The sequence below is a fragment of the Nocardia salmonicida genome (genome assembly GCF_036142455.1).
Lineage (GTDB): Bacteria > Actinomycetota > Actinomycetes > Mycobacteriales > Mycobacteriaceae > Nocardia > Nocardia salmonicida.
In genome coordinates, this window is the sequence record NZ_CP108014.1 from 2,342,443 (window position 1) to 2,363,703 (window position 21,261).

Annotated in this window: 20 protein-coding genes; 7 read left to right on the forward strand and 13 right to left on the reverse strand. The window is 65.5% G+C overall.

All coding sequences use genetic code 11. The annotated features are described in order from the left end of the window. Nucleotides 1-221 precede the first annotated feature (221 nt). Together OHS03_RS11085 and OHS03_RS11090 are read left to right on the forward strand one after the other, a co-directional pair. Complete coding sequence (locus tag OHS03_RS11085) at nt 222-1,460, forward strand: PucR family transcriptional regulator (protein ID WP_328662650.1); 1,239 nt, start codon at nt 222-224, stop codon at nt 1,458-1,460. 178 nt (nt 1,461-1,638) lie between these two features. Continuing rightward, complete coding sequence (locus tag OHS03_RS11090) at nt 1,639-2,025, forward strand: beta-sandwich lipoprotein (RefSeq protein ID WP_328662651.1); 387 nt, start codon at nt 1,639-1,641, stop codon at nt 2,023-2,025. 19 nt (nt 2,026-2,044) lie between these two features. Here OHS03_RS11090 and OHS03_RS11095 read toward each other — a convergent pair whose 3' ends face one another. After that, nucleotides 2,045-2,626 carry a CGNR zinc finger domain-containing protein gene (locus tag OHS03_RS11095; protein WP_328662652.1) on the reverse strand — a complete coding sequence of 194 codons (582 nt, stop codon included), beginning with the start codon at nt 2,624-2,626 and terminating at the stop codon, nt 2,045-2,047. Between the two features lie 103 nt (nt 2,627-2,729). Here OHS03_RS11095 and OHS03_RS11100 point away from each other — a divergent pair, with 103 nt between their 5' ends. From OHS03_RS11100 to OHS03_RS11110, 3 genes are all read left to right on the forward strand, one after another. Further along, nucleotides 2,730-3,920 carry an epoxide hydrolase family protein gene (locus OHS03_RS11100; RefSeq protein ID WP_328662653.1) on the forward strand — a complete coding sequence of 397 codons (1,191 nt, stop codon included), beginning with the start codon at nt 2,730-2,732 and terminating at the stop codon, nt 3,918-3,920. Between the two features lie 230 nt (nt 3,921-4,150). Further along, nucleotides 4,151-5,683, forward strand: a complete 1,533-nt coding sequence (locus OHS03_RS11105) for an acyl-CoA synthetase (protein WP_328662654.1) — start codon at nt 4,151-4,153, stop codon at nt 5,681-5,683. A gap of 265 nt (nt 5,684-5,948) precedes the next feature. Further along, on the forward strand, nt 5,949-7,229 hold the full coding sequence (locus OHS03_RS11110; RefSeq protein WP_328662655.1) for a lipase family protein: 1,281 nt from the start codon (nt 5,949-5,951) through the stop codon (nt 7,227-7,229). 645 nt (nt 7,230-7,874) lie between these two features. On the opposite strand, the gene OHS03_RS11115 is transcribed toward OHS03_RS11110, so the two are convergent. The 3 genes from OHS03_RS11115 to OHS03_RS11125 form a co-directional block, all read right to left on the reverse strand. Further along, nucleotides 7,875-9,032 carry a fatty acid desaturase family protein gene (locus tag OHS03_RS11115; RefSeq protein ID WP_328662656.1) on the reverse strand — a complete coding sequence of 386 codons (1,158 nt, stop codon included), beginning with the start codon at nt 9,030-9,032 and terminating at the stop codon, nt 7,875-7,877. A gap of 141 nt (nt 9,033-9,173) precedes the next feature. Beyond that, on the reverse strand, nt 9,174-10,988 hold the full coding sequence (locus OHS03_RS11120) for an AMP-dependent synthetase/ligase (protein WP_328662657.1): 1,815 nt from the start codon (nt 10,986-10,988) through the stop codon (nt 9,174-9,176). A gap of 30 nt (nt 10,989-11,018) precedes the next feature. Then, nucleotides 11,019-12,314 carry a YhgE/Pip domain-containing protein gene (locus OHS03_RS11125; RefSeq protein WP_328662658.1) on the reverse strand — a complete coding sequence of 432 codons (1,296 nt, stop codon included), beginning with the start codon at nt 12,312-12,314 and terminating at the stop codon, nt 11,019-11,021. 78 nt (nt 12,315-12,392) lie between these two features. Here OHS03_RS11125 and OHS03_RS11130 point away from each other — a divergent pair, with 78 nt between their 5' ends. Beyond that, nucleotides 12,393-12,992, forward strand: a complete 600-nt coding sequence (locus OHS03_RS11130; protein ID WP_328662659.1) for a TetR/AcrR family transcriptional regulator — start codon at nt 12,393-12,395, stop codon at nt 12,990-12,992. A 23-nt stretch (nt 12,993-13,015) separates the two neighbouring features. Here the strand turns inward: OHS03_RS11130 and OHS03_RS11135 are convergent, their stop codons facing one another. Beyond that, the gene (locus OHS03_RS11135; RefSeq protein WP_328662660.1) at nt 13,016-13,816 is read right to left on the reverse strand and encodes a carbonic anhydrase; all 801 of its coding nucleotides are present in this window, start codon (nt 13,814-13,816) and stop codon (nt 13,016-13,018) included. A gap of 264 nt (nt 13,817-14,080) precedes the next feature. Between OHS03_RS11135 and OHS03_RS11140 the strand changes: the two genes are divergently transcribed. Continuing rightward, the gene (locus tag OHS03_RS11140) at nt 14,081-14,983 is read left to right on the forward strand and encodes an aminoglycoside phosphotransferase family protein (RefSeq protein WP_328662661.1); all 903 of its coding nucleotides are present in this window, start codon (nt 14,081-14,083) and stop codon (nt 14,981-14,983) included. 36 nt (nt 14,984-15,019) lie between these two features. On the opposite strand, the gene OHS03_RS11145 is transcribed toward OHS03_RS11140, so the two are convergent. The 8 genes from OHS03_RS11145 to OHS03_RS11180 are packed head-to-tail and all read right to left on the reverse strand — an operon-like array spanning nt 15,020 to nt 21,175. After that, nucleotides 15,020-15,436 (reverse strand): GNAT family N-acetyltransferase, encoded by a 417-nt coding sequence (locus OHS03_RS11145; RefSeq protein WP_328662662.1) that lies wholly within the window; start codon nt 15,434-15,436, stop codon nt 15,020-15,022. A 50-nt stretch (nt 15,437-15,486) separates the two neighbouring features. After that, on the reverse strand, nt 15,487-17,868 hold the full coding sequence (locus tag OHS03_RS11150) for an ATP-binding cassette domain-containing protein (protein WP_328662663.1): 2,382 nt from the start codon (nt 17,866-17,868) through the stop codon (nt 15,487-15,489). Between the two features lie 55 nt (nt 17,869-17,923). After that, nucleotides 17,924-18,334, reverse strand: coding sequence for a VOC family protein (locus tag OHS03_RS11155; protein WP_056820461.1), 411 nt, complete (start codon nt 18,332-18,334; stop codon nt 17,924-17,926). Between the two features lie 10 nt (nt 18,335-18,344). After that, complete coding sequence (locus OHS03_RS11160) at nt 18,345-18,788, reverse strand: helix-turn-helix transcriptional regulator (protein WP_328662664.1); 444 nt, start codon at nt 18,786-18,788, stop codon at nt 18,345-18,347. A gap of 29 nt (nt 18,789-18,817) precedes the next feature. Continuing rightward, on the reverse strand, nt 18,818-19,237 hold the full coding sequence (locus tag OHS03_RS11165) for a MerR family transcriptional regulator (RefSeq protein ID WP_328662665.1): 420 nt from the start codon (nt 19,235-19,237) through the stop codon (nt 18,818-18,820). A gap of 9 nt (nt 19,238-19,246) precedes the next feature. Then, nucleotides 19,247-19,792, reverse strand: a complete 546-nt coding sequence (locus OHS03_RS11170) for a class I SAM-dependent methyltransferase (RefSeq protein WP_328662666.1) — start codon at nt 19,790-19,792, stop codon at nt 19,247-19,249. Between the two features lie 17 nt (nt 19,793-19,809). Next, on the reverse strand, nt 19,810-20,367 hold the full coding sequence (locus OHS03_RS11175) for an isochorismatase family protein (RefSeq protein WP_328662667.1): 558 nt from the start codon (nt 20,365-20,367) through the stop codon (nt 19,810-19,812). 19 nt (nt 20,368-20,386) lie between these two features. Continuing rightward, a complete protein-coding gene (locus OHS03_RS11180; protein ID WP_328662668.1) occupies nt 20,387-21,175 on the reverse strand; it encodes a DUF1460 domain-containing protein in 789 nt (262 codons plus the stop codon). Between the last annotated feature and the right edge of the window lie 86 nt (nt 21,176-21,261).

Below are 21,261 nucleotides of genomic sequence, written 5' to 3' on the forward strand. Positions count from 1 at the left end.
CACATCTCTGCGATGACCCACGAACCCTGTCGGATTCGGCCTACCGGGGCGGACCAGTGTCGAACAAGCAAGAAGGAGTCGATATCGGGGCGTTCGGCGACCATGACACCACATGTAAGCCTGTCACGACCACATGACCGGTTTGTTTCTCGGCGCCCAGACCGAATCGATCAGAAATTTGTGCGGATGGCACAATGTCGTCGATGTTTTTTGTTCAACGAATGGAAGCGCCCGTGGCGGCATACGGATCCCTGATATGGGTGGGACAGGCCCTCGGCCCGCGTGTCGAGGCCATCACCGAAGACCTCATCCGCGTCACCGAGCAGATGATTCCGCTCAACGACGTGGCCGCCGACCTGGCCGAGATGCGAGCCGCCAGCATCGCGGAGAACATCGCCGCCGTGCAGCACGTCCTGGCGAACGGTATCGATCCGTCCACCGTCAGCCCGCCTGCGGGCGCCGCCGCCTACGCCCAACGCCTGGCCCGGCGAGGTGTACCGCTGACGATCCTGCTGCGCGCCTACGGGCTGGGGCAGTACCGCATCCTCGACGCGGCGATCGGGCTGATCCTCGCCGTTCCCGGCCCCGACCAACCCGCCCGGATCGCGGAGGTCCTCAAGTTCGCGGGGACCTACCTGGATCGGCTCAATTCGTCGATGGGGCGAATCTACGAGGCGGAACGCGATCGCTGGCTCAGCAGTCGCCAAGCCGCACGGCAGCAGTGGATCGCACGTCTGCTCGACAACGAGGATGTCGACGTCGCGGCGGCCGAAGAAGTGCTGAACTACCGACTCGACCAGCGACACCACGCGGCCGAAGTATGGTCGACAGCCACCGGCACAGACGCCGTGCGCGCGCTCGAGCAGGCACGACAGCTGCTGTCCGCCGCGATGCGCACCCGCGGCTCCGAATTGGTCGCAGCGTCGGGGGACCGCGCCATGTGTCTGTGGTTCCCGATCGAGGAGCCGTGCGCGCTCCACGAGCTCACCGAACAGGTCGAGGCCTCCGGCCTGCCGGTACGAGTCGCTCTCGGCCCGATCGGCGAAGGGCTGCCCGGGTTTCGACGCTCGGCCCGCAGTGCGGCACGAGCGAAGGCGCTGGCCATTTCGGCGGGGGAGTCCGCACCCACCGTGGTCGACTACGACGCGATCGCGCCCTTCGCGTTGCTGACCGACGACCCGGACGAACTCGCCGGCCTCGTCCACCGCGTCCTCGGCCCCCTCGCCGGCGACGGCACCAAGGTGGAGCTGCTGAGGAACACCCTCGAGGTGTTCCTCGCCGAAGGCGCCAGCTACTCCCGAACCGCCCGCGTCCTCGACGTCCACCGCAACACCGTCCAGTACCGCATCCAGCAGGTCACCGGCCGCTACGGCATCGCGGTCGACACCGACACCTTCGAACTGCGCTTCGCCCTCGGTATCTGCCGCTGGTACCGCCACGTCCTGACTCGGACAATCTGAGTCCAGGTGGTTTGTGCATCCCGCACAGCTGATCGACAGCCGAATCCGCTCCATGACAGTGCCGCCGCGGCGGCCGGAGAGCCGAAATCCGCTTCGGGCGGAAATCCCTTCTGACAGTGGCGAGCTCGACCGCTGACGCCCATGATGGTCAGTAGAAGGATCGAAGTGAGGTGGGGGAATGAACAACAAGCTCATCGCCGCTGTTGCGGCTCTGTCAGCGGGGGTCATCGCGGTGACCGGTTGCTCGAGTGACGCCGACGTAGTGTCGAAGAACCTGTCCAAAGAATCGGACCAGTTCAAGATCGACCGCCGGGTGGTGTTCTTCAACGGAATCACCGACAAGTATCTGCTGTCCATCGAGGGCAAATGCTCGATCAAGGACGAGAACAACCAGCTCGAGGTGACCTGCAAGACCGGTGACGACGAATACAAGAAGCACTTTCTCGGGCTCTCGGACAACGTGAGCTACTTCGTCGAACAGCTCGAGGGCGCCGAGGTGAGCCGCTACCACTACAAGGTGATCTTCAAGCCCGAAACCATTATCGCCGACGTCGACCGTCCCTGACCCAGGGAGCGGAACAGGACTAGCGATCGCTCCGCTGATCTGGGGTCTTACGCTGGTTCGCGTTGAAGCGCGCCTTCTTCTGACGATTCCCGCACGTGTTCATGTCACACCATTTGCGGGTGCGGCTCTGGCTGGTATCGAAGAAGGCCGCTCGGCACGTCGGCGATGCGCACAAGGCCAATCTTCCGTCTCGTTCGCCCGCGATGATGCTGATCGCGTCGGCGGCGATGACGCCCAGGGCATCTTCTACGCAAGAAGCTGAGCTGAGTCGCCATTCGCGATTGCTCTCGGGCGTCAGGATCGCCGCCGCCCGCCCTTGAATGCTGCGGTCATTGATGACTCGGACAGCAGACACAGGGGGAGGGTCCTGGATCGCGGCCGCTGTCGCGGCGGCGTGAATTGATTCCCGCAGTGTCCGAGCGAGTTCGAGCTGGGCGGTGGTGCAGGAGTCGACGGCCAAGCCGCTCACTGCGAGCCAGTCGACGAGTCGCTGCGGCGTGGGAATGCGTTCCACGGCGTCGCCGTGACGCTCCGTCAAAGTCGCCGTGAAGCTGGTAGCCAGCACACTCCCGAGGCGGAAGTCAGGGAACTCGGCACGCATGGAACCACCTTAGCCGGTTGCGCATCGGAATCGAGGCGTGTTAGAACCGTCTTAGCCGGTTCACGACAAGCGGTAGCCGGTTCCGCGACGGCAAGGAGGTCTCATGCCCCGCCCGACCAGCGATGTACACGCATTCGAAGGCCACGCACCTGACGCTGACCTCGACGATCTGCGCGCGCGATTGGCCGCGGCGCGCCTACCGGAGGCCGAGACGGTCTACCGCGCCGCGCCCGACCCTCGGCGATGGGAACAGGGAGTCCCTCTCGCGGACCTCGTCGACGTCGTGAATTACTGGCGCACCGAGTACAACTGGCGATCGTTCGAAGAGCGCCTCAACCGGATCGGCCAGTTCCGTACGACCATCGATGACCTGGGAATCCACTTCCTGCACCGCCGATCCACGCGCGCGGACGCCACTCCGCTGATCCTGACGCACGGTTGGCCGGACAGCATTGTTCGATTCATCGATGTAGTAGACGAGCTGGCAGATCCGAAGGACGCAGACGCACCGGCGTTCCACGTCGTAGTCCCGTCGTTGCCCGGCTTCGGCTACAGCGACAAGCCGGCCACCACCGGGTGGGGGACCGAGAAGATCGCGGCCGCCTGGGTGGAACTCATGGGAAGGCTCGGCTATGGCCGGTTCCTGGCCCACGGCGGCGACTGGGGCGGCAACATCACCACGGTTCTCGGCGGCAGGTTCCCGGCGCACGTCCTCGGCATCCACACCACATTCGCGGAGGGACCGCCCGGGTTGACCACCGACGGTCTGACGGCGGTCGAGCGCGAGTGGGCAGCGGAAACCCGCGACTTCTGGCGCCACCGCGCGGCGTACGCGAAGCAGCAGGCAACCCGACCGCAGACCATCGGCTACTCGCTCGTCGACTCACCGGTCGGGCTGCTCGCCTGGATCCTCGACAAGTTCGCCGAGTGGACCGATACCGACGACAGCCCGTTCGAAACGATCTCCATCGACAGCGTTCTCGACGATGTCACCCTGTACTGGCTGACGCGGACCGGCGCCTCCGCGGCCCGCATCTACTACGAAAGCCACAACGCGCTCGACCCAGAACTTCGCGTAGACGTGCCGTCAGCGATCACCATGTATCCACGGGACGTCGAGAAAGCGCCACGGGCATGGGCGCAGGAGCGGTACCGACAGATCGTCCGTTGGAGCTTGCCCGAGAGCGGGGGACATTTCCCCTCGCTCGAGGTTCCCGAGTTCTTCGTCAAGGACCTGCAGGAAGGCCTCGCGGAAGTACTGGCGGCTGCGAATGTCCGATTGCCGTCTTGTTGACCCTCTTGGAATAACCGGCAACTTTGTGTCCGAGGTATCGCCACCGAGTGCCCCGCACCTGCGCGAAGACACGACATCACAGCTATAAATCGGCCGGCCACGATGTCGCCCCGGTGACGCACGTGTTCCGGAATCGCCGGAACCACCGTTCACTTTCGGCTACTGTCCGGAACGGGGCCACCCGCTCGAGCGGACATCGCGATATCCGCTCCGTTCTACGAAGGAGCAGTATGTATCCGGGCGCACACGTCGACCGATTCCCCGACAAGGTTGCCATCGTCATGGCCGAGAGCGGTGCCACGCTGACCTATCGGCAACTGGAGGAGAACTCGATCCGGCTGGCCCGTCACCTCCACGATGCGGGGCTGCGCAGAGGCGATCATGTGGCGCTGCTGTCGGTGAACGACCCGAAGGTATACGAGGTGTACTGGGCCGCACTGCGTTCGGGGCTCTACATCACGGTCGTCAACTGGCATCTGACTCCCGCCGAGATCGGCTACATCGTCGACGACTGCGGGGCGCGCGCGCTCATCGTGTCCGCAGCGCTGGCCACGACCGCCGAGCAGGTCACCGCGCATACGCCGCAGGTGGAGATCCGGTTGGCCTTCGACGGTCCGGTCGAGGGCTTCGAATCCTACGAGCAGGCGCTCGCGGCGGCCTCTCCCGAACCGTTGGCCGATCAGCCGCGCGGAGCCGACATGCTCTACTCCTCGGGGACCACGGGCAGACCCAAGGGCATCAAGCTACCGCTGTCCGATCGTCAGGTCGGCGATCCGCCCGGTGACACCTACACCGCGATCTTCGGCCCGCTCTACGCCTTCGAATCCCAGAGTGTCTATCTCTCACCCGCACCGCTGTATCACGCGGCGCCGTTGCGTTTCGGTGGCGTGGTGAACGCGCTGGGCGGCACCCTCGTGGTGATGGAGAAGTTCGACGCGGAGCTGGCGCTCGCCACGATCGAACGGCACCGGGTCACCCACAGTCAATGGGTGCCGACCATGTTCGTCCGGATGCTCAAACTCGACGAATCGGTGCGAGCCCGCTACGACGTATCGAGTATGCAAGCCGCCGTACACGCCGCCGCACCGTGTCCGATCGCGGTGAAACAGGCCATGATCGACTGGTGGGGGCCGGTGCTGCACGAGTACTACGCCTCGACCGAGGCCAACGGCGCCACCTTCATCGACAGCGAGCAGTGGCTGCGTAAACCGGGCTCGGTCGGTACCGCGGGCCTGGGTGTCATCCGGGTGTGCGACACCGACGGCGCCGAACTGGCGTCCGGCGAGATCGGCACCATCTATTTCGAACGCGAAGAACTGCCGTTCAATTACCACAACGATCCCGCCAAGACCGCCGAGGCGGTCCACCCGAACCATCCCACCTGGACCACCACCGGCGATATCGGCTACATCGACGAGGACGGCTACCTGTTCCTCACCGACCGTAAGGCGTTCACGATCATCTCGGGCGGCGTCAATATCTATCCGCAGGAGATCGAGAACGCACTGGCCCTACATCCGAAGGTGTTCGATGTCGCGGTGATCGGCGTGCCCGACGAGGAGATGGGCGAATCGGTGAAGGCGGTCGTGCAACCGGCGGCCGGGGTCGCGGCAGGGCCCGCACTCGCCGAGGAACTGCGCGAATTCCTCGGGGCGAGGATCGGCGCCTACAAGGTGCCACGCACGGTCGACTTCTCCGACGATCTGCCGCGTACGCCGACCGGAAAGCTGGTCAAGGGCAAACTCCGCGCCCGGTATCTCTGACCGACGGGGCCACCACCGATGCCGAAGCAGCACCCTACGCAGCGATGCCGGCCTCATGACATAAGCTGACCCCGGCACCGCGATATCCGTGCCTGGTTCTGCGCTTGACAGAGATGCCCGCAGTTTCGATCTAGATCTCTCGGATCGAATAGCACGCTTTTCTGCTCACGATCCGCTGACAAGCGGAGTTGCGCTCTATCCGTGGCGATTGTGCTGTTCGGTTCGATAGCTGCCCTGGACAGACCAACTCGCACGAAGGATCGGTATGAAGAGCGGAAAACGCGCCTGGATCGCAGCACTCACGGGAACCCTCGTGGTCGTCGGCACCGGGGTCGTGGCCACATCGACGGTAGGGGCCCAGCCACCGCAGTTACAGGTGGCGGGGGGTGACGTTATCCATGCCGACGGTGCTGCGACGGCGATCACGATTCCCGGCGCGGCCGGGCCGATACCGGCACGATCCACCCGGCTGGTCTACTCCAGCAACGACACCCATGGCGCGCCGAACACGGTGGTCGGCACCTATCTGGAGCCGAGTCAGCCTTGGACCGGCCCGGGCCCGCGACCACTGGTGGCATACGCGGGCGGCGCACAGGGGCAGAGCGCTGAATGCGCGCCGTCGGCGATGCTGGGGCAGGTGGTCCGGTACCAGCCGCCTGCCGACGTGGTCTTCGAATACGACATCATCGCGATCTATCAACTCCTGGCGAGCGGGATGGCGGTCGTGATGACCGACTATCACGACTTCGGGGTACCGGTAGTGCACAACTTCCTGAACCGCAGGACTCAGGCTTACGCAGTGCTGGATTCCGCGCGGGCCGCGCTGCGGCTGCCCGGTTCGGGGCTCGGCCCGGACTCACCGGTCATCATCTACGGCTACTCCCAGGGCGGGATGGCCTCCGCTGCCGCCGCCGAACTGCAGGCCGAGTACGCACCCGAACTCAACGTGCGCGGAGCTTACGTGGGCGGGCCGGTGGCGGGGCCGCAGGACTTCATCGCGCGCAGCGACGGCACCCCCGGCGTCGCGCCCGCCATCGCGTGGGTGCTCAACGGAATCGCCGCCGACTACCCCGAGACCCGCCCGGTACTCGATGCCGAGCTCAACGACACCGGTAAGACGATCCTGCGCGACTCCGCCGGCACGTGCGGGGGCGGTCTCTCCGAGATTCTCGTCCAGCCCCAGGACACGGCCCGGTGGACGACCAGTGGACGGCCGCTGACGGCTGTAATCGACGGTTCCCCCGAGTTGAAGCGGGCATTCGACGAGCAGCGGCTCGGCGGGACCGCCCCTGCGGCGCCGGTGCGCGTCTACTCGGCCATGCACGACGACAAGGCCACCTATCCCGCGGCGCGCGATCTTGCCGCGCAATGGTGTGGCGGCGGCGCGGCGGTACAACTGGAAGCCGACGGCACGGTGCCCGCGATGTCGGGCTTCTTGGGTACCCATGATCTGGCCTTCTTCCCGTCGCTGACGAGTTCGCAGCCCTGGATGGTCGATCGCCTCGCGGGCGTGCCCGCTCCGGTGAACTGCGCGTCGTTGCCCTGACAACGCCGGTCTCCATCAATCCTCGGGACCGCAGGGGAGTGCCTTCGAACCGTCTGCCGTGGCAGGAAGCGTCCGACATCAACCACACTGAGCGGACGCAGATCTCGGCAGACGGTTCGGGGCAGGTGCACCCGCCCCGCGGTCGACAAGAGGGTGGCCAGATGGATTGCAACCGGACACGAATCGCTGAACGCAGCTCGGGGTGTCGAGGTAAGGGGTTACTTGACATAATGTGCATTATCGGCGTTTGAAGGCGGCCGGTCGGGAGGGGTATTCGCGTTCTGCGGATGCTTGCGGCGTGTGCCGAGTTACACCGAGTGCAGACAGACATCTCAGGATGTCTGTCTGCACTCCCATTTTGTGCGCGCAGACAATTTACACGGACCGCTGCACGACATTTCGGCATCTGGGACGAAATCCGACGAAATTCGGACAATTCTCGGATTGTCCGATTGATGACCGTTCGCGCTGAATGCGCTAATCGCCAGATCTGGGGCCTGGATCCACGGAAAGCTGATTCGACCACCTGAAGGGTGGCACTCCCCCTCCCGCTTCCCCGCCCTTATTTCGTCACAGTGACGAAGCTATCGCGGGTTCCCCGACGGCGCACCGCATCGCCGAACTCGAAGTGATGCGCACCGAGGATCAGACGAGAACAGGGGTCAGGCGTCGGGACTCGGTGGCCTTTTCGGAGCTGGTCTCCGGGGCTTCGTCGGCGTCGGCGGTGAGGTACTTATCGGGCAACGACAGTTTCGCGATGGTGCGCAATGTCAGACCGTATTGCCGGACCAGGCTGCCGGTGGTGTAAGGCAGGCGATATTCGGCCGCCAGTTTGCGCACTTCACGTTGAATTTCGGGAAGTCGGTTGCTCGGCAGATCCGGGAACAAGTGATGTTCTATTTGATGGCTGAGCGTGCCCGACAGAATGCGCATCAGGGGACCGACTTCGATATTGGCGCTGCCCAGATATTGGCGCAGATACCATTCGCCGCGAGTCTCGTTCTCGATATCGCGTTTGGTGAACTTCTCCGCACCGTCGGGGAAATGCCCGCAGAACGTGATGATCTGTTCCCACACGTTCTTGGTGAGGTTGGCGGTGATGTTCGCGCGGATCGTCGATTTCCAGTTCCTACCGGTCATCGCCGGGAAGATAGCATAGTCCTTGAGCAGCTGCTTTCCTGCCTTCTGGACAATTTCGTCACGAGCTTCCCGGAACTTCTTCTTGTCCTTCTTGCCCGCCAGCACGCGCGGGATCTCCAGGTGGTACACGCACATGCCCAGTTCATAGAGCAGCGAGACCGGGACGAGGTAGACGAAGTTGCCCAGGTGGTAAGGACGCCAGCGACGGTCGCGGGTGATGCGGAGCAGGCCGTAGCCTTCGTCGGGGTCCATGCCGAGCACGTTGGTGAAAACGTGATGGCGGTAATTGTGCGCTTCTTTCCAATGCGCGGCGGGCATGGAATGGTCCCATTCCCAGGTGGTGGAGTGGATTTCCGGGTCGTTCATCCAGTCCCACTGGCCGTGCATGACATTGTGCCCGATCTCCATGTTCTCGAGCACCTTCGACAAGGTGAGTAGGCCTGTCCCCCACCACCAACTGCTTTTCCGACCCGAGTCGATCAGCACGAGTCGAGCGGCGATCTCGCACGCTCGCTGAACGCGGATGACAGTCTTGATATATTTCGCGTCGCGCTCGCCCAAGCTGGATTCGATCTGTCCGCGCAACGCGTCCAGGCGTTGCCCGAACTCTTCGATGTCGGTCGGCGAGAGATGTGTGTACGCCTCGACGTCAGATATAGCCATCTGCTGTGTTCAACCTCTGTTCACGGGGCCGCGCGCCGGGCGCGGTCCTGGTGAGGATACGAACTAGAGGGGCCGATGCGGAGCAGACTGCGTTATTTAGTTAGACATAACAGCCGGGTGTCCTGATTTGGGTGCTACTAGCTACTGGCCACTGGCGGTGGAGGATTCGTAGATCTTGTCCACCTCGGTGGCGTACTTCTTCATGACCGCCGCTCGCTTGAGCGACATCTTCGGGGTCAGTTCGCCGGTGGCCTCGGTCCAGTCGACGGGCAGAATGCGGACCTTCTTGATCGCCTCGGCATGGGACACCTTCTTGTTGGTGTCGGCGAGGGCCGAATCGATCTCCGCGACGAGATCCGGGTTGTCGATCAGGGCCTCGTTCGTGGTGTCGGCGGGCAGGTTGTGGCTTTGCTTCCATGCCGGGAGTACTTCGGGGTCGAGGGTGATCAGGGCGCCGACGAACGGGCGGCCGTCACCGACCACCATCGCCTGGCTGATCAGCGGGTGGGCCCGCAGAGAGTCCTCCATCAGTCCCGGGGAGACGTTCTTTCCGCCTGCGGTGACGATGATTTCCTTCTTGCGACCGGTGATGGTGAGGTATCCGTCGCGGTCGATGGTGCCGAGATCGCCGGTCTGGAACCAGCCGTCGGCGAAGGCGTCCTCGGTGGCCTGGGCGTTGCCCCAGTATTCGTGGAATACGACAGGGCCGCGCAGGAGCAGTTCGCCGTCGGCGGCGATCTTGACGGCGTGGCCTTCGGTCGGGCGGCCGACGGTGCCGACGCGGGTATCGGCCGGGGTGTTCACGGTGATCGCCGCGGTGGTCTCGGTGAGCCCGTAGCCCTCGTAGATCGGGATGCCCGCACCGCGGAAGAAGTGACCGAGCCGAGCGCCCAGCGGTCCGCCGCCGGAGACCGCCGCCTCGCAGCGTCCACCGAGCACCTGGCGTAGTTTGCGGTACACCAGTGTGTCGAACACGGTGTGGCGCAGTCTGAGCGCGAGACCGGGTCCCCCGGTGTCCAGCGATTCGCTCCACGCGATGGCGGTTTCGGTGGCCAGGTCGAAGATCTTGCCCTTACCGCCGGCGTGCGCTTTCTGCTTGGCGCCGTTGAAGACTTTCTCGAACACTCGCGGCACCGCGAGGATGAAGTGCGGTCGGTAGCTGCCGAATTGGTCGACGAGGGTCGACCAGTCGGAACTGAACGCGACGACCACCTTGGCATCGAGCGCTGCCAAGGTCACCGCTCGTGCGAAGACGTGGGCGAGCGGCAGGAACATCAGTGTCTTGTTGCCCTGGGTGACGAACTCGCCCAGGGCGATGCGGTCGGATTTCGACTCGGCGTAGAGGTTGCCGTGCGTGAGAATGACGCCTTTGGGGCGGCCGGTGGTGCCCGAGGTGTAGATCAGGGTTGCCGGGGCGCTCGCGCCGACCTCGGCTCGGCGGGTGTGGACGGCCGCGTCGTCGAGTTGGGCGCCGCGAGTGGTCAATTCCTCGACGACGCCTTTGTCGATCTGGAGGATTTCTCGCAGCTCGGGCAGTGCGCGATCGTCGATTTCCTCGATGATCGCGCGGTGTTTGTCGCTGTCGACGATGAGCAGTGTCGTCGCGGAGTCCTGCAGGATCCACGTGGCCTGCTCGGCGGCGGAGCTGTCGTAGATGGCGACGGTGCAGGCGCCGGTTGCCCAGATCGCGTGGTCGAGCACGACCCATTCGTAGCGGGTGGGTGCCATGATGGCCACGCGGTCGCCGGGTTCGATGCCCGAGGCGATGAGGCCCTTGGCCACGTCGGTGACCGTTCGTGCGAACTGGGCCGCGGTGATGTCGGTGAGTCCGCCGCTGCCGTTCGAGACGTTGAACAGCACCGTGTGCGGCGAGTGTTCGGCGTGCAGGAACACGCTGTCGGAATTGTTCGCGTGTTCCGGAATCGTGTAGGAAGCCGGGGCTTCGAACTCAGACATCACAGGGGCCCTTCCACGTGGGTTGATCAGTTATCGCGCGGGCGCGTGCTCGATGCCGAGACGCAGCAGTCCGCGCAGGTCGTAGGCATTGGTGGCCACCGCACCGACGACCAGGCCGATCGCGAGTCCGGCGAGGGTCATCGACAGGCCCTGTGCCATGCCCGCTTCGAGGTGTCCGTCGAAGAACAGGATGGCGCGCACGGACAGGTAGATCTGATGCATGGGTTCGAAGGTGGCCATGTCGGCGATCCAGCGCGGTGTCGCCTCGAGCGGGATGGTGCCCGACGACGACGGGATGCCGAGCACCACGAACACGATGAGATTGATCATCAGGCCTGCCGTGCCGAAGGCGGCCATCACCGACAGGGCGGTGACCGCGATGGCGGCGACCGCCAGTGTGCCATAGAGAAACAGCATCAGTGGTCGCTCGATCGACATGTTCAGCAGGGTGCCGACGCCGAGGAACACTCCGGATGCCAGCGGGGCGCTGATCGTGGCGATTGCCCATTTCACGAGCAGGGTGCGCCATCGGCTGATCGGGGCCGGGGCGGTGGTCTTGTGCCATGGGCCGTATTCGGCGGGAATGTAGCCGAGGGAGGCGTCGACCAGCGAGTTGATCATCATCGCGCCGCTGAATCCGACGATCAGCAGCACCAGGGTGTAGAAGAACGCGGCCAGGCCTTGGCCGGTGCCTTCGGGCAGTGGGTGGTAGGCGCTGACCATGACGTCGATCGGCTCGGTGAGTTGCAGCTGGGCCGCGCCGCTGAGTGGGGTGGTGCCGATAGCGGCGTTGACCTGCTCGGCGAGTTGGGCGCCGACGGTGCTGTTCACCTGTGTCATGGCTTGGTCGGCGACGGTGTTCATGATCTGTGCGGCGAGAGTGCCTGCCCGTGGATTGGTGAGCACGGAGATGATCGGTTGTTCGACCTGGCCGGGGACGATCGATGCGGCGCCGAGGATGGCGACGCGCTTGGTGAAGTCGCCGGGGATGACGATGGCGCCGTATACCTCGCCGTTCTGCAGCTGTCGCTGGGCTTCGTTGATGCCGACTGGGCGCAGGTCGATCTTGTCGGCGGGGATGTTGTCGCTCAGCGCCGTGGTGATCTGTGCGCCGATGTTGGTGGGTGTGCCGCCGACGGTGTCGCCGACGTCCTGGTTGACCAGGGCGATCGGGAAGTCGTGGAGGTGCTTCTCGGGGTCGGCGGTGTAGCCGAGGTACATGGTGCCCAGCAGCGCCGCCAGGATGGTGACCAGGGTGATCGGGGCCAGCCATTCGCGGATCGGCATGGTGCGCTGCTTGCGGGTGGGCGCGGTGTTGTCAGTCATGGCCTTCGCCAATGTAGTCAGCGACAACAAAGTAGTCAACGCAAACATTGGGCGGGCGTCGGATATCCTGCTCGTACCATGTCCCTGCACACCCCTTACCACCACGGCGACCTCCGTGCCGCGCTGCTGACGCGCGCCGAGGCGACACTGCGCGAGGCCGGTGTGGACGGGCTGTCCCTGCGTCAGCTGGCCCGCGACACCGGTGTGAGCCATGCGGCGCCGAGTCGGCACTTCCGCGACAAGCAGGCACTCCTCGACGCACTCGCCGTGACCGGGCTCGAACGCCTCGGCTCCTGTTTCGAACAAGCTGTGATCGAGGGACCCATCACGGCACGCCTACAAACCGTCGCCTACGCCTACCTGCGATTCGCCGTGGACAACCTCGAACTCTTGCCACTGATGTTCGCGCGCCGAAACAACTCCACCTCCGCCGATATCCAGCAGGCCGCCGACCGGGCGTTCGCGGTGCCGATCACCCTCATCGCCGAAGGTCAGGCAGCAGGCGAGATCGTGGCGGGTGACCCGAAACGGCTCGGTGTCACCGCCCTGGCCGCCCTCCAGGGGTTGGCTACCTTCGTCGGGTCCGGCTATACCGCCGACTACGACTCCGAACAGCTGCTCGACGACCTGGTCCGGCACCTCACCCTCGGCCTGCTCCCCCGGCCCTCCCCCAGCTGACGATCACAGCCCTCGACGACTGCTCAATTGGATCCGGCCAGGATTACGGGCCGACCGTTGCGCGGCTGGGTGGGTCGATTGCTGTGTGGGAACAGCGCGCGGTAACTGTCGACATCGCGGACCGCGACCGACATAGGGTGGCGCAGCACGATCCACTCGACGCCTTCGGTGCACGGGGGTGTGGTCAGGGAGCCCTGGTAGCGGAACTGGGCGAAGTCGGCCGGGAGGAACTCGCGCGGGTCGACGGTGGTGACAGCGCGAGTGAGTCCTGCGCGGCTCGGTGCGGCGGTGAGTATGCGACTCAGCGGGCTGGGGTCGGTGTGCGCGTTCAGGAGGACCGCGAGAACAGCCAGCCGGCCAGATCGGGCGGTGTGGACGAAATGCAGTTCCATGGCGGTCTCGGCGCCGTCGACTGTGTGCTCGCTGGGGAGATGGAAGTGGAATTGGGTCAGGGTGAACGGGGTTCCGTCGACGACGATGCGGTTGCCGGAGTCCGCTGGGGCAGCCACCTGAACGGTGTGTCCGTTGTTGAGCAGGTCCACCGAGGCGATGGGGCGGTAGTCGATCTCGATGTGGTCGGACGGGTGTAGTTCGGTGGGGCTGTCCAGGTCGATCGGCGATTGGGCGTGGCCGACTCGGCAGGCCGAGTAGCCGCGGTCGAGGTCGGCCCAGTGCTCGGGGCCCTCGGCGTCGTAGTCCCAGTGCGGCTTGCCCGTGGTGGCCGCGACCGAACCGCCGCACCCGGCGGCAGCGAGCAGTGCCAGTGCGGCGAGTGCGCCGCGGCGGGTGATGACGGGGCTGAGGTCTGTGTGACGAACCGGCACCGGTGTAGCTCCTTGCCATGATTCTGCCGTCGGCCCGGATGTACACGTCCCGGGACGGCAGGGTGCGCGCGTCGAAATCAGCGAGACGCCTACCGAACCGACGGTGTCCGTTTTGCACCGAATCGTCTTCTAGTGCAGTCGATTTCGCTCCTGCGCGGGGTCTCAGGCTATGCCTGTCGTCATTGCGGAGAACAGACTAGAGGGCGGCGAGATACGTCACATCGGTGGTGGCCGCGCCTCGAGGTAGACGCCTAGGGTCGGATCATGATCGAGATTCCAGAGGCCTTCGCCCGCGAAACGATCGGTCGCGAAGGCGAACCTGGGCGGGCATGGATCGAGGCACTGCCCCTCCTGGCGGAGGAGTTGCTGCGACGGTGGTCGTGCACCCCCGACGGACCGGTCATGCACGGCCACGTCGGGATCGTCATACCGGTACGGCGCCCGGATCTGCCGCCCGCGGTATTCAAGGTCTCGTTTCCGCACCCGGGCAACGTGTTCGAGCCGGACGCGTTCGCCACCTGGAACGGACGAGGTGCGGTGCGATTGTTCGACCGCGATGACGAGCGGTTCGCGATGCTGCTCGAGCGCACAGGACCCAAAACTCTGGCCGACATCACCGACTTCGACGAGGCAGTCGGCATAATCGGGCAGCTGTCACACCGCTTGGCTGTCGACGCCCCTACCGGACTACCGCGCTTGAGCGACCTGGTCGCCGACTGGGCCGACGAGATCCGCACGACGGCCGCCGAACTGGGCGACCCACTCCCCTGCCGCGTTCTGGATGCCGCGGCGGAGACCTTGCGCGACCTCGGTCCGGGGCAGCCCGAGACCCTCGTCCACGGCGACCTCCATGATGCGAATGTACTGGCGGGAGAACGGGAGCCCTGGCTCGCGATCGACCCCAAGGGGTATGTCGGCGACCCCGCCTACGACACGATCACCGTCCTTCGCAGCTACCGGTTCGCGCCGCTACTGTTCGCCGCCGATCCGGGCGCCGGAATCCGGCGCGGACTGGACTTGTATTGCGAGGCAGCGGGGATCGACCGTGATCGTGCCCGTCGGTGGGCGCAGGTGCGCGCGGTCAAAGCTGCGCTCTGGGGACGGCGTCACGGTGATCCCGACTGGTTGACCCGAGCGACCGATCAGCTGGCCGAGATTCTGTTGTGAGGGTGATGTCGTAATCAGCCGACCCCGACGAATTCTTCAAGCGGGGTTGGTCGGCCAGTTCTTTTCCATCCACTGATCCGGCTTGGGGTGGGCGGTGAAGCCATAGGGGCGGTACATGTCGTGGGCATCGCCGGTGGCCAGGGCCATACGGCGCAGTCCCCAGTCGTCGGCGTCGGCCATGATCCGGTCCAGCAGGAGTTTGCCGACGCCTTTTCCGCGCTGGTGACGGTCTACGTAGACGTCGGAGAGCCAGGCGAAGGTGGTGCGGTCGGTGACCAGGCGGGCGAAGGCGATCTGGGAACCGTCGTGGAACACGCTGTAGGGCAAGGAGTTCTCGACGACGCGGCGGACGCGTTCGCGACTGCGGCCGAGGGCCCAGTAGGCGTCGGTCGACAGGCGGTGGTGGAGCCAGTCGAGGTCGACGGCGGCGGGATCGGTGGAGATCTCGAGCATCGGTCCAGGATATGTGCGGCCGGGCTCAGGGTGAGCCCGGCCGCACGACGTCAGGCGCCGACGTAGGTGGCCAGGTGTTCGCCGGTGAGGGTGGAGCGCGCCTCGACGAGCTCGGCGGGAGTGCCTTCGAAGACGATGTGACCGCCGTCGTGGCCCGCGCCGGGGCCGAGGTCGATGATCCAGTCGGCGTGAGCCATCACGGCCTGGTGGTGTTCGACGACGATGACGGACTTGCCGGATTCGACGAGCCGGTCGAGCAGGCCGAGGAGCTGTTCGACGTCGGCCAGGTGCAGCCCGGTGGTCGGTTCGTCGAGGATGTAGGTGCCGCCCTTGTCGGACATGTGGGTGGCGAGCTTGAGGCGCTGGCGTTCACCGCCGGACAGGGTGGTCAGTGGCTGGCCGATGGTGAGGTAGCCGAGGCCGACTTCGGTGAGGTGGGTGAGGATCTTGTGGGCGGCGGGGGTGCGGGCTTCGCCGTCGCCGAAGAACTCACGGGCTTCGTCGACGGGCATCGAGAGCACTTCGCTGATGTTCTTGCCCGCGAAGGTGTATTCGAGGACTTCGGCCATGAACCGTTTGCCCTCGCACACCTCACACATGGTCGACACACCGGCCATCATCGCCAGGTCGGTGTAGACGACGCCGGCGCCGTTGCAGTTCGGGCAGGCGCCCTCGGAATTGGCGCTGAACAGGGCTGGTTTGGCGCCGGTGGCCTTGGCGAACGCTTTGCGGATGTGGTCGAGCAGGCCGGTGTAGGTAGCGGGGTTGCTGCGGCGCGAGCCCTTGATCGGGGTCTGGTCGATGGAGATGACGCCTTCGTCGATCGGGATCGAGCCGTGCACGAGCGAGCTCTTGCCCGAGCCCGCGACGCCGGTGATCGCCACCAGGATGCCGAGGGGGATGTCGACGTCGACTTTGTCGAGGTTGTTGGCGGTGGCGCCACGAATCTGCAAGGCGCTGGTGGACTTTCGCACCGAGTCCTTGACCGAGGCGCGGTCGTCGAAGTGGCGGCCGGTGACGGTGTCGCTGGCGCGCAGCCCGTCGACGGTGCCTTCGAAGCAGATGGTGCCGCCCTTGGAGCCGGCGGCGGGGCCGAGGTCGACGATGTGGTCGGCGATGACGATCGTTTCGGGCTTGTGCTCGACGACGAGCACGGTGTTGCCCTTGTCGCGCAGGCGCAGCAGCAGGTCGTTCATCCGCTGGATGTCGTGCGGGTGCAGGCCAGCGGTGGGCTCGTCGAAGACGTAGGTGACGTCGGTGAGCGAGGAGCCGAGGTGGCGAATCATCTTGACGCGCTGGGCTTCACCGCCGGACAGGGTGCCCGAGGGGCGCGACAGCGACAGGTAGCCGAGGCCGATCTCGACGAACGAGTCCAGGGTCTGGCGCAGCGACTCGAGCAGCGGCGCCACCGACGGGTCGTCGACTTCCTTGACCCATTCGGCGAGATCGGTGATCTGCATGGCGCAGGCGTCGGCGATGCTGATGCCGTTGATCTTCGACGAGCGGGCCGCGGCGGACAGTCTGGTGCCCGCACAGTCGGGGCAGGTACCGAAGGTGACGGCGCGTTCGACGAAGGCGCGCACATGCGGTTGCAGCGAATCGATGTCCTTGGACAGCATCGACTTGCGCAGTTTGGGGATGAGTCCTTCGTAGGTGAGGTTGATGCCCTCGACCTTGACCTTCGTCGGTTCCTTGTACAGCAGGTCGGCGAGCTGTTTCTTGGTGTACTTCTTGATCGGCTTGGCCGGGTCGAAGAAGCCGGAACCCTTGAAGATGCGGCCCATCCAGCCGTCCATGCTGTAGCCGGGGATCTTGAACGGGCCGTCGTCGAGGGAGAGATTCTCGTCGTAGAGCTCGGTGAGGTCGATGTCGTTGATCTGGCCTTTGCCCTCACAGGTGGGACACATGCCGCCGGTGATAGCGAAGCTGCGGCGTTCCTTGACGGTGACGCCGTTCTTCTCGACCTCGACCGCACCGGCGCCGCTGATCGAGGCGACATTGAACGAGAACGCCTGCGAGGACCCGATGTGGGGGTCGCCGAGGCGGCTGAACAGGATCCGCAGCATCGCGTTGGCGTCGGTGACGGTGCCGACGGTGGAGCGCGGGTCGGCACCGAGTCGGGACTGGTCGACGAGGATGGCGGTGGTCAGGCCCTCGAGTACGTCGACGTCGGGGCGCGCTTGGCTGGGCATGAAGCCCTGCACGAACGCGCTGTAGGTCTCGTTGATCAGGCGCTGCGATTCGGCGGCGATGGTGCCGAAGACCAGGGAGCTCTTGCCGGATCCGGACACGCCGGTGAAGACCGTCAGCCTGCGCTTGGGGATCTCGATGCTCACATCGCGCAGGTTGTTGACCCGCGCGCCGTGCACGCGGATCAAATCGTGGCTGTCGGCCGGCTCTATGGTTGTGCCGGTCTTCTTGGCCGTGCTCATGGGTCTCCCTCGATCAGTCGACATCGCCGGATACCGAATCTACCGGCGCGATGGCTTACTTGGTCTGCTGGATGCGGACCATGTTTCCGGCGGGGTCGCGGAAGGCGCAGTCGCGCACACCGTAGGGCTGATCGGTGGGTTCCTGGACGACCTCGATGTCTCCGGCCTGCAGCTTTTCGAACAGGCCGTCGAGGTCGTCGGTGGCGAGGTTGATACCGGCGTAGGTGCCCTTGGCCATCATTTCGCTGATGACGCGACGTTCGTCGTCGGTGAGGCCGGGGTCGGCGGCCGGTGGGTGCAGCACGATGGAGGTATCGGGCTGGCCGGTGGGGCCGACGGTGATCCAGCGCATCCCGTTGTAGCCCACATCGTTGCGTACCTCGAAGCCGAGCGCGTCGCGGTAGAAGGCGAGCGCGGCGTCGGGATCGTCCTGGGGCAGGTAGCTCTGGTGAATGGTGAGGTTCATGCCGACCACGCTAATTGTCGGCCGGAGCGGAAGCTTCTCGATTCCTGATCGGTCTGGTCACCTTCTTGACCACGCACGACGGCATGCCCGCGGTCTGTTCGTCCTGCTGCTGTTTGTAGATGCTGGGCGGTACGCCGACGAGTTCGGTGAAGCGGGTACTGAAGGTGCCCAGCGAGGATGAGCCGACCGCGAAGCAGACATCGGTGACGCTCAGGTCGCCGCGGCGCAGCAGTGCCATGGCGCGTTCGATGCGGCGGGTCATCAGGTAGGAGTACGGCGATTCCCCGTAGGCGAGGCGGAATTGTCGACTGAGGTGTCCGGCCGACATGTGTACGCCGCGGGCGAGCGCTTCGACGTCGAGTGGCTGGGCGTACTCGCGGTCGATGCGGTCGCGCACACGACGCAGCAGCGCGAGGTCGCGCAGGTGCTGTGGTTTCGCGGGTGTGCCGGTCACAGGGGCGATCGTCCCACGTCGGGCGGGTTTCAGGACAGCGGCCGCCCACCTCGGGTGTCGAGGACCCCGTCGAGTTCGGCACGGAAGTGCGGGCAGGTGCGGAAGTCCTCGGCATCGCACTCGAGTACGTGGGTGACGGCGTCGAGGGCGGAGCGTGTGCGGGCGATCTGGTCGGCGAGGCGGTCGCGGTGGGCCTCGAGTACCTCGCGGCGGGTGGCGCGGTCGGGAGCGCGGGTGAACAGGATGGCGAGATCGTCGAGGGACAACCCGGCTTTCTTACCGAGGACGATCATCGCGACGGTGTCGATATCGGTGCTGCGGTAGTGGCGGCGTCCGGCCGAGTCACGCGGTGGGCAGAGCAGCCCGCGGTCCTCCCAGTGGCGAAGCACGTGGGGCGCCAGACCGAACTGTGTCGCCACCGCACCGATCGTGGTGTGTTCCTCGGCCATCCGCCGAGCCTATGCGGTGACGCGATAGCAGGTGAACACGGCGACGGGATGCCATGGCAGGCGCACTGCTTCGGTGTCGACCGCACCGAAGACCGCACCGAGTGTGTGCCGGATCTGGCGGGTTCGCGAGAAGCGGAAGTCATAGATCCCGGCACCGCCGCCGGGGCGCAGCACTCGCCGCAGTTCGGTGACCGCGGTCGGCAGGTCGGGCCATTCGTGCATGCTCAGGCTCGACACGGCGAAATCGATGCTCCCGTCGGGGTGAGGCAGCTCGGCGACGTCGGCCACGGCCAGCTCGACCGGCTGCCCGGCGAGGGTGCGGCGGGCGATGTCGATCATGTGCGGGGACAGGTCGATGCCGTGCAGGTGTAGGTCGGGGCGACGAGTTGCCAGGTGCGACAACAGCTTTCCCGGACCCGTACCGAGATCGACGACCGTGGCCGAGTCGGTGGTGCGGGTATCGATGTCAGTGGCGATTCGGCGGTACAGACCGGCGAGGAGTCGGGTGGCGCGCCGGTCGTAGCCGATGCTCTGTTCGTATCCGAAGGTGGTCATGAGACCACCGTGCTTGCTCAGGTCGACCTGAAGTCAAGCTCTTCGGTCGGGCGGACCGCCGCGGCACGACCGGGCGCTTGCTGGAACTGCCAGTACAGGTTCGTGTGAGCGATGACGTCTTCGGGTTTCGGTGCGCCCCAGCGGGTTTTGTCGCCGGTGGTGTGCGCGTCGCCGACGAGGGTGACGTCGTAGCCGCGTACGAAGGCGCCGTGGATGGTCGAGCGGATGCAGGCGTCGGATTCGGCGCCGGTGACGATCAGGTGACCGGCACCCACAGCGGCGAGCAGCCCCTCGAGCTCGGTGTCTTCGAACGAGTCGCCGTAGCGCTTGTGAACCAGCGGTTCGGTGTCGGCGCGGGTGAGTTCGGGGACGTAGCGCCAGGGATCGCTCTCTTCGACGAGGTCCTCGGAGGAGTGCTGGATCCAGATGATCGAGATATCGGCGTCGCGGGCACGCTCGACGAGGGTGGTGATGTTCGCGACGACCTCGTCGCGACGGGGCGCTTCGTCGACGACACCGTTCTGGACGTCGACGACGAGCAATGCGGTATTCGGACGGTCGGGAAGCGTGGTCATGGCGAATCCTTGGAGTCGGTCAGAGCGGGCGCAGGACGACGATGCCGGGGACGGTCCGAAGGTAGTCGCTCAGGGGTGTGTCGACGACCTGGTTGTTCGCGGCGAGGGAGGAGGCGTTGCGGAAGACGGGACCGGTGGGGGTTTGCACGACGAACCCGACATGGGTGACATCGAGACCGGCCTCGGGGGTGTAGGCACCGAGGTAGTCGCCCGTGCGAAGCGCGCCCGACACTGCCCCGTCGACAGCGCCCGAGGGGATGTGGGTGACGGCGCGGTCGACCACGGGGACGCCGGGCAGGTAGGTGCTGCCGTCGGCTTTGGCGTTGAGGTGTTTGGTGGTGGTGACGGCGGCGGGGCTCAGACTCGCGGTGATGTCGGTGGCCGCCAGGCGCTCCCGGGTGGCCCAGTCGGTGAAGAAATGCTTGCGCTGGGCGAATTCGACCCGGCCGTCGATATAGCGGGTGGCGATCAGGTTGGTGAGGAACTGGTCGCGGTCGGCGGAGCGGGAAGCGGCGTCGATGTAGTCGAGGTAGGTGAAGCAGTCCACGCGGCGCAGGTCGACGACGAGCTGTTCGGGTTCGGTGGCCGAGCCGATCAGCATGTTCGCACCGTAGGGGGTGCCGAGCAGGCGTGCGGAGAGCCGTTCGATGAGTTCACCACGGCCGAGATCGCCCGATTCGGCGCGCACGCTGAGCAGTTCGTCGATCTTGCGTGTGGTGGCCTCATCGACCGACGGAGCGGCCGAGGCCGGTGCGAGCGCGCACACGAGTGCGGCGAGCACGAGCAGGATCCGGACGATGATGCGCAAGACGCCTCCAACTGGCCACGGGTCGATCGGTGCGAGCGCTGTCCACCGTAGCCGAGTCGACCGACACGACTGATGTCTCGGCGTTC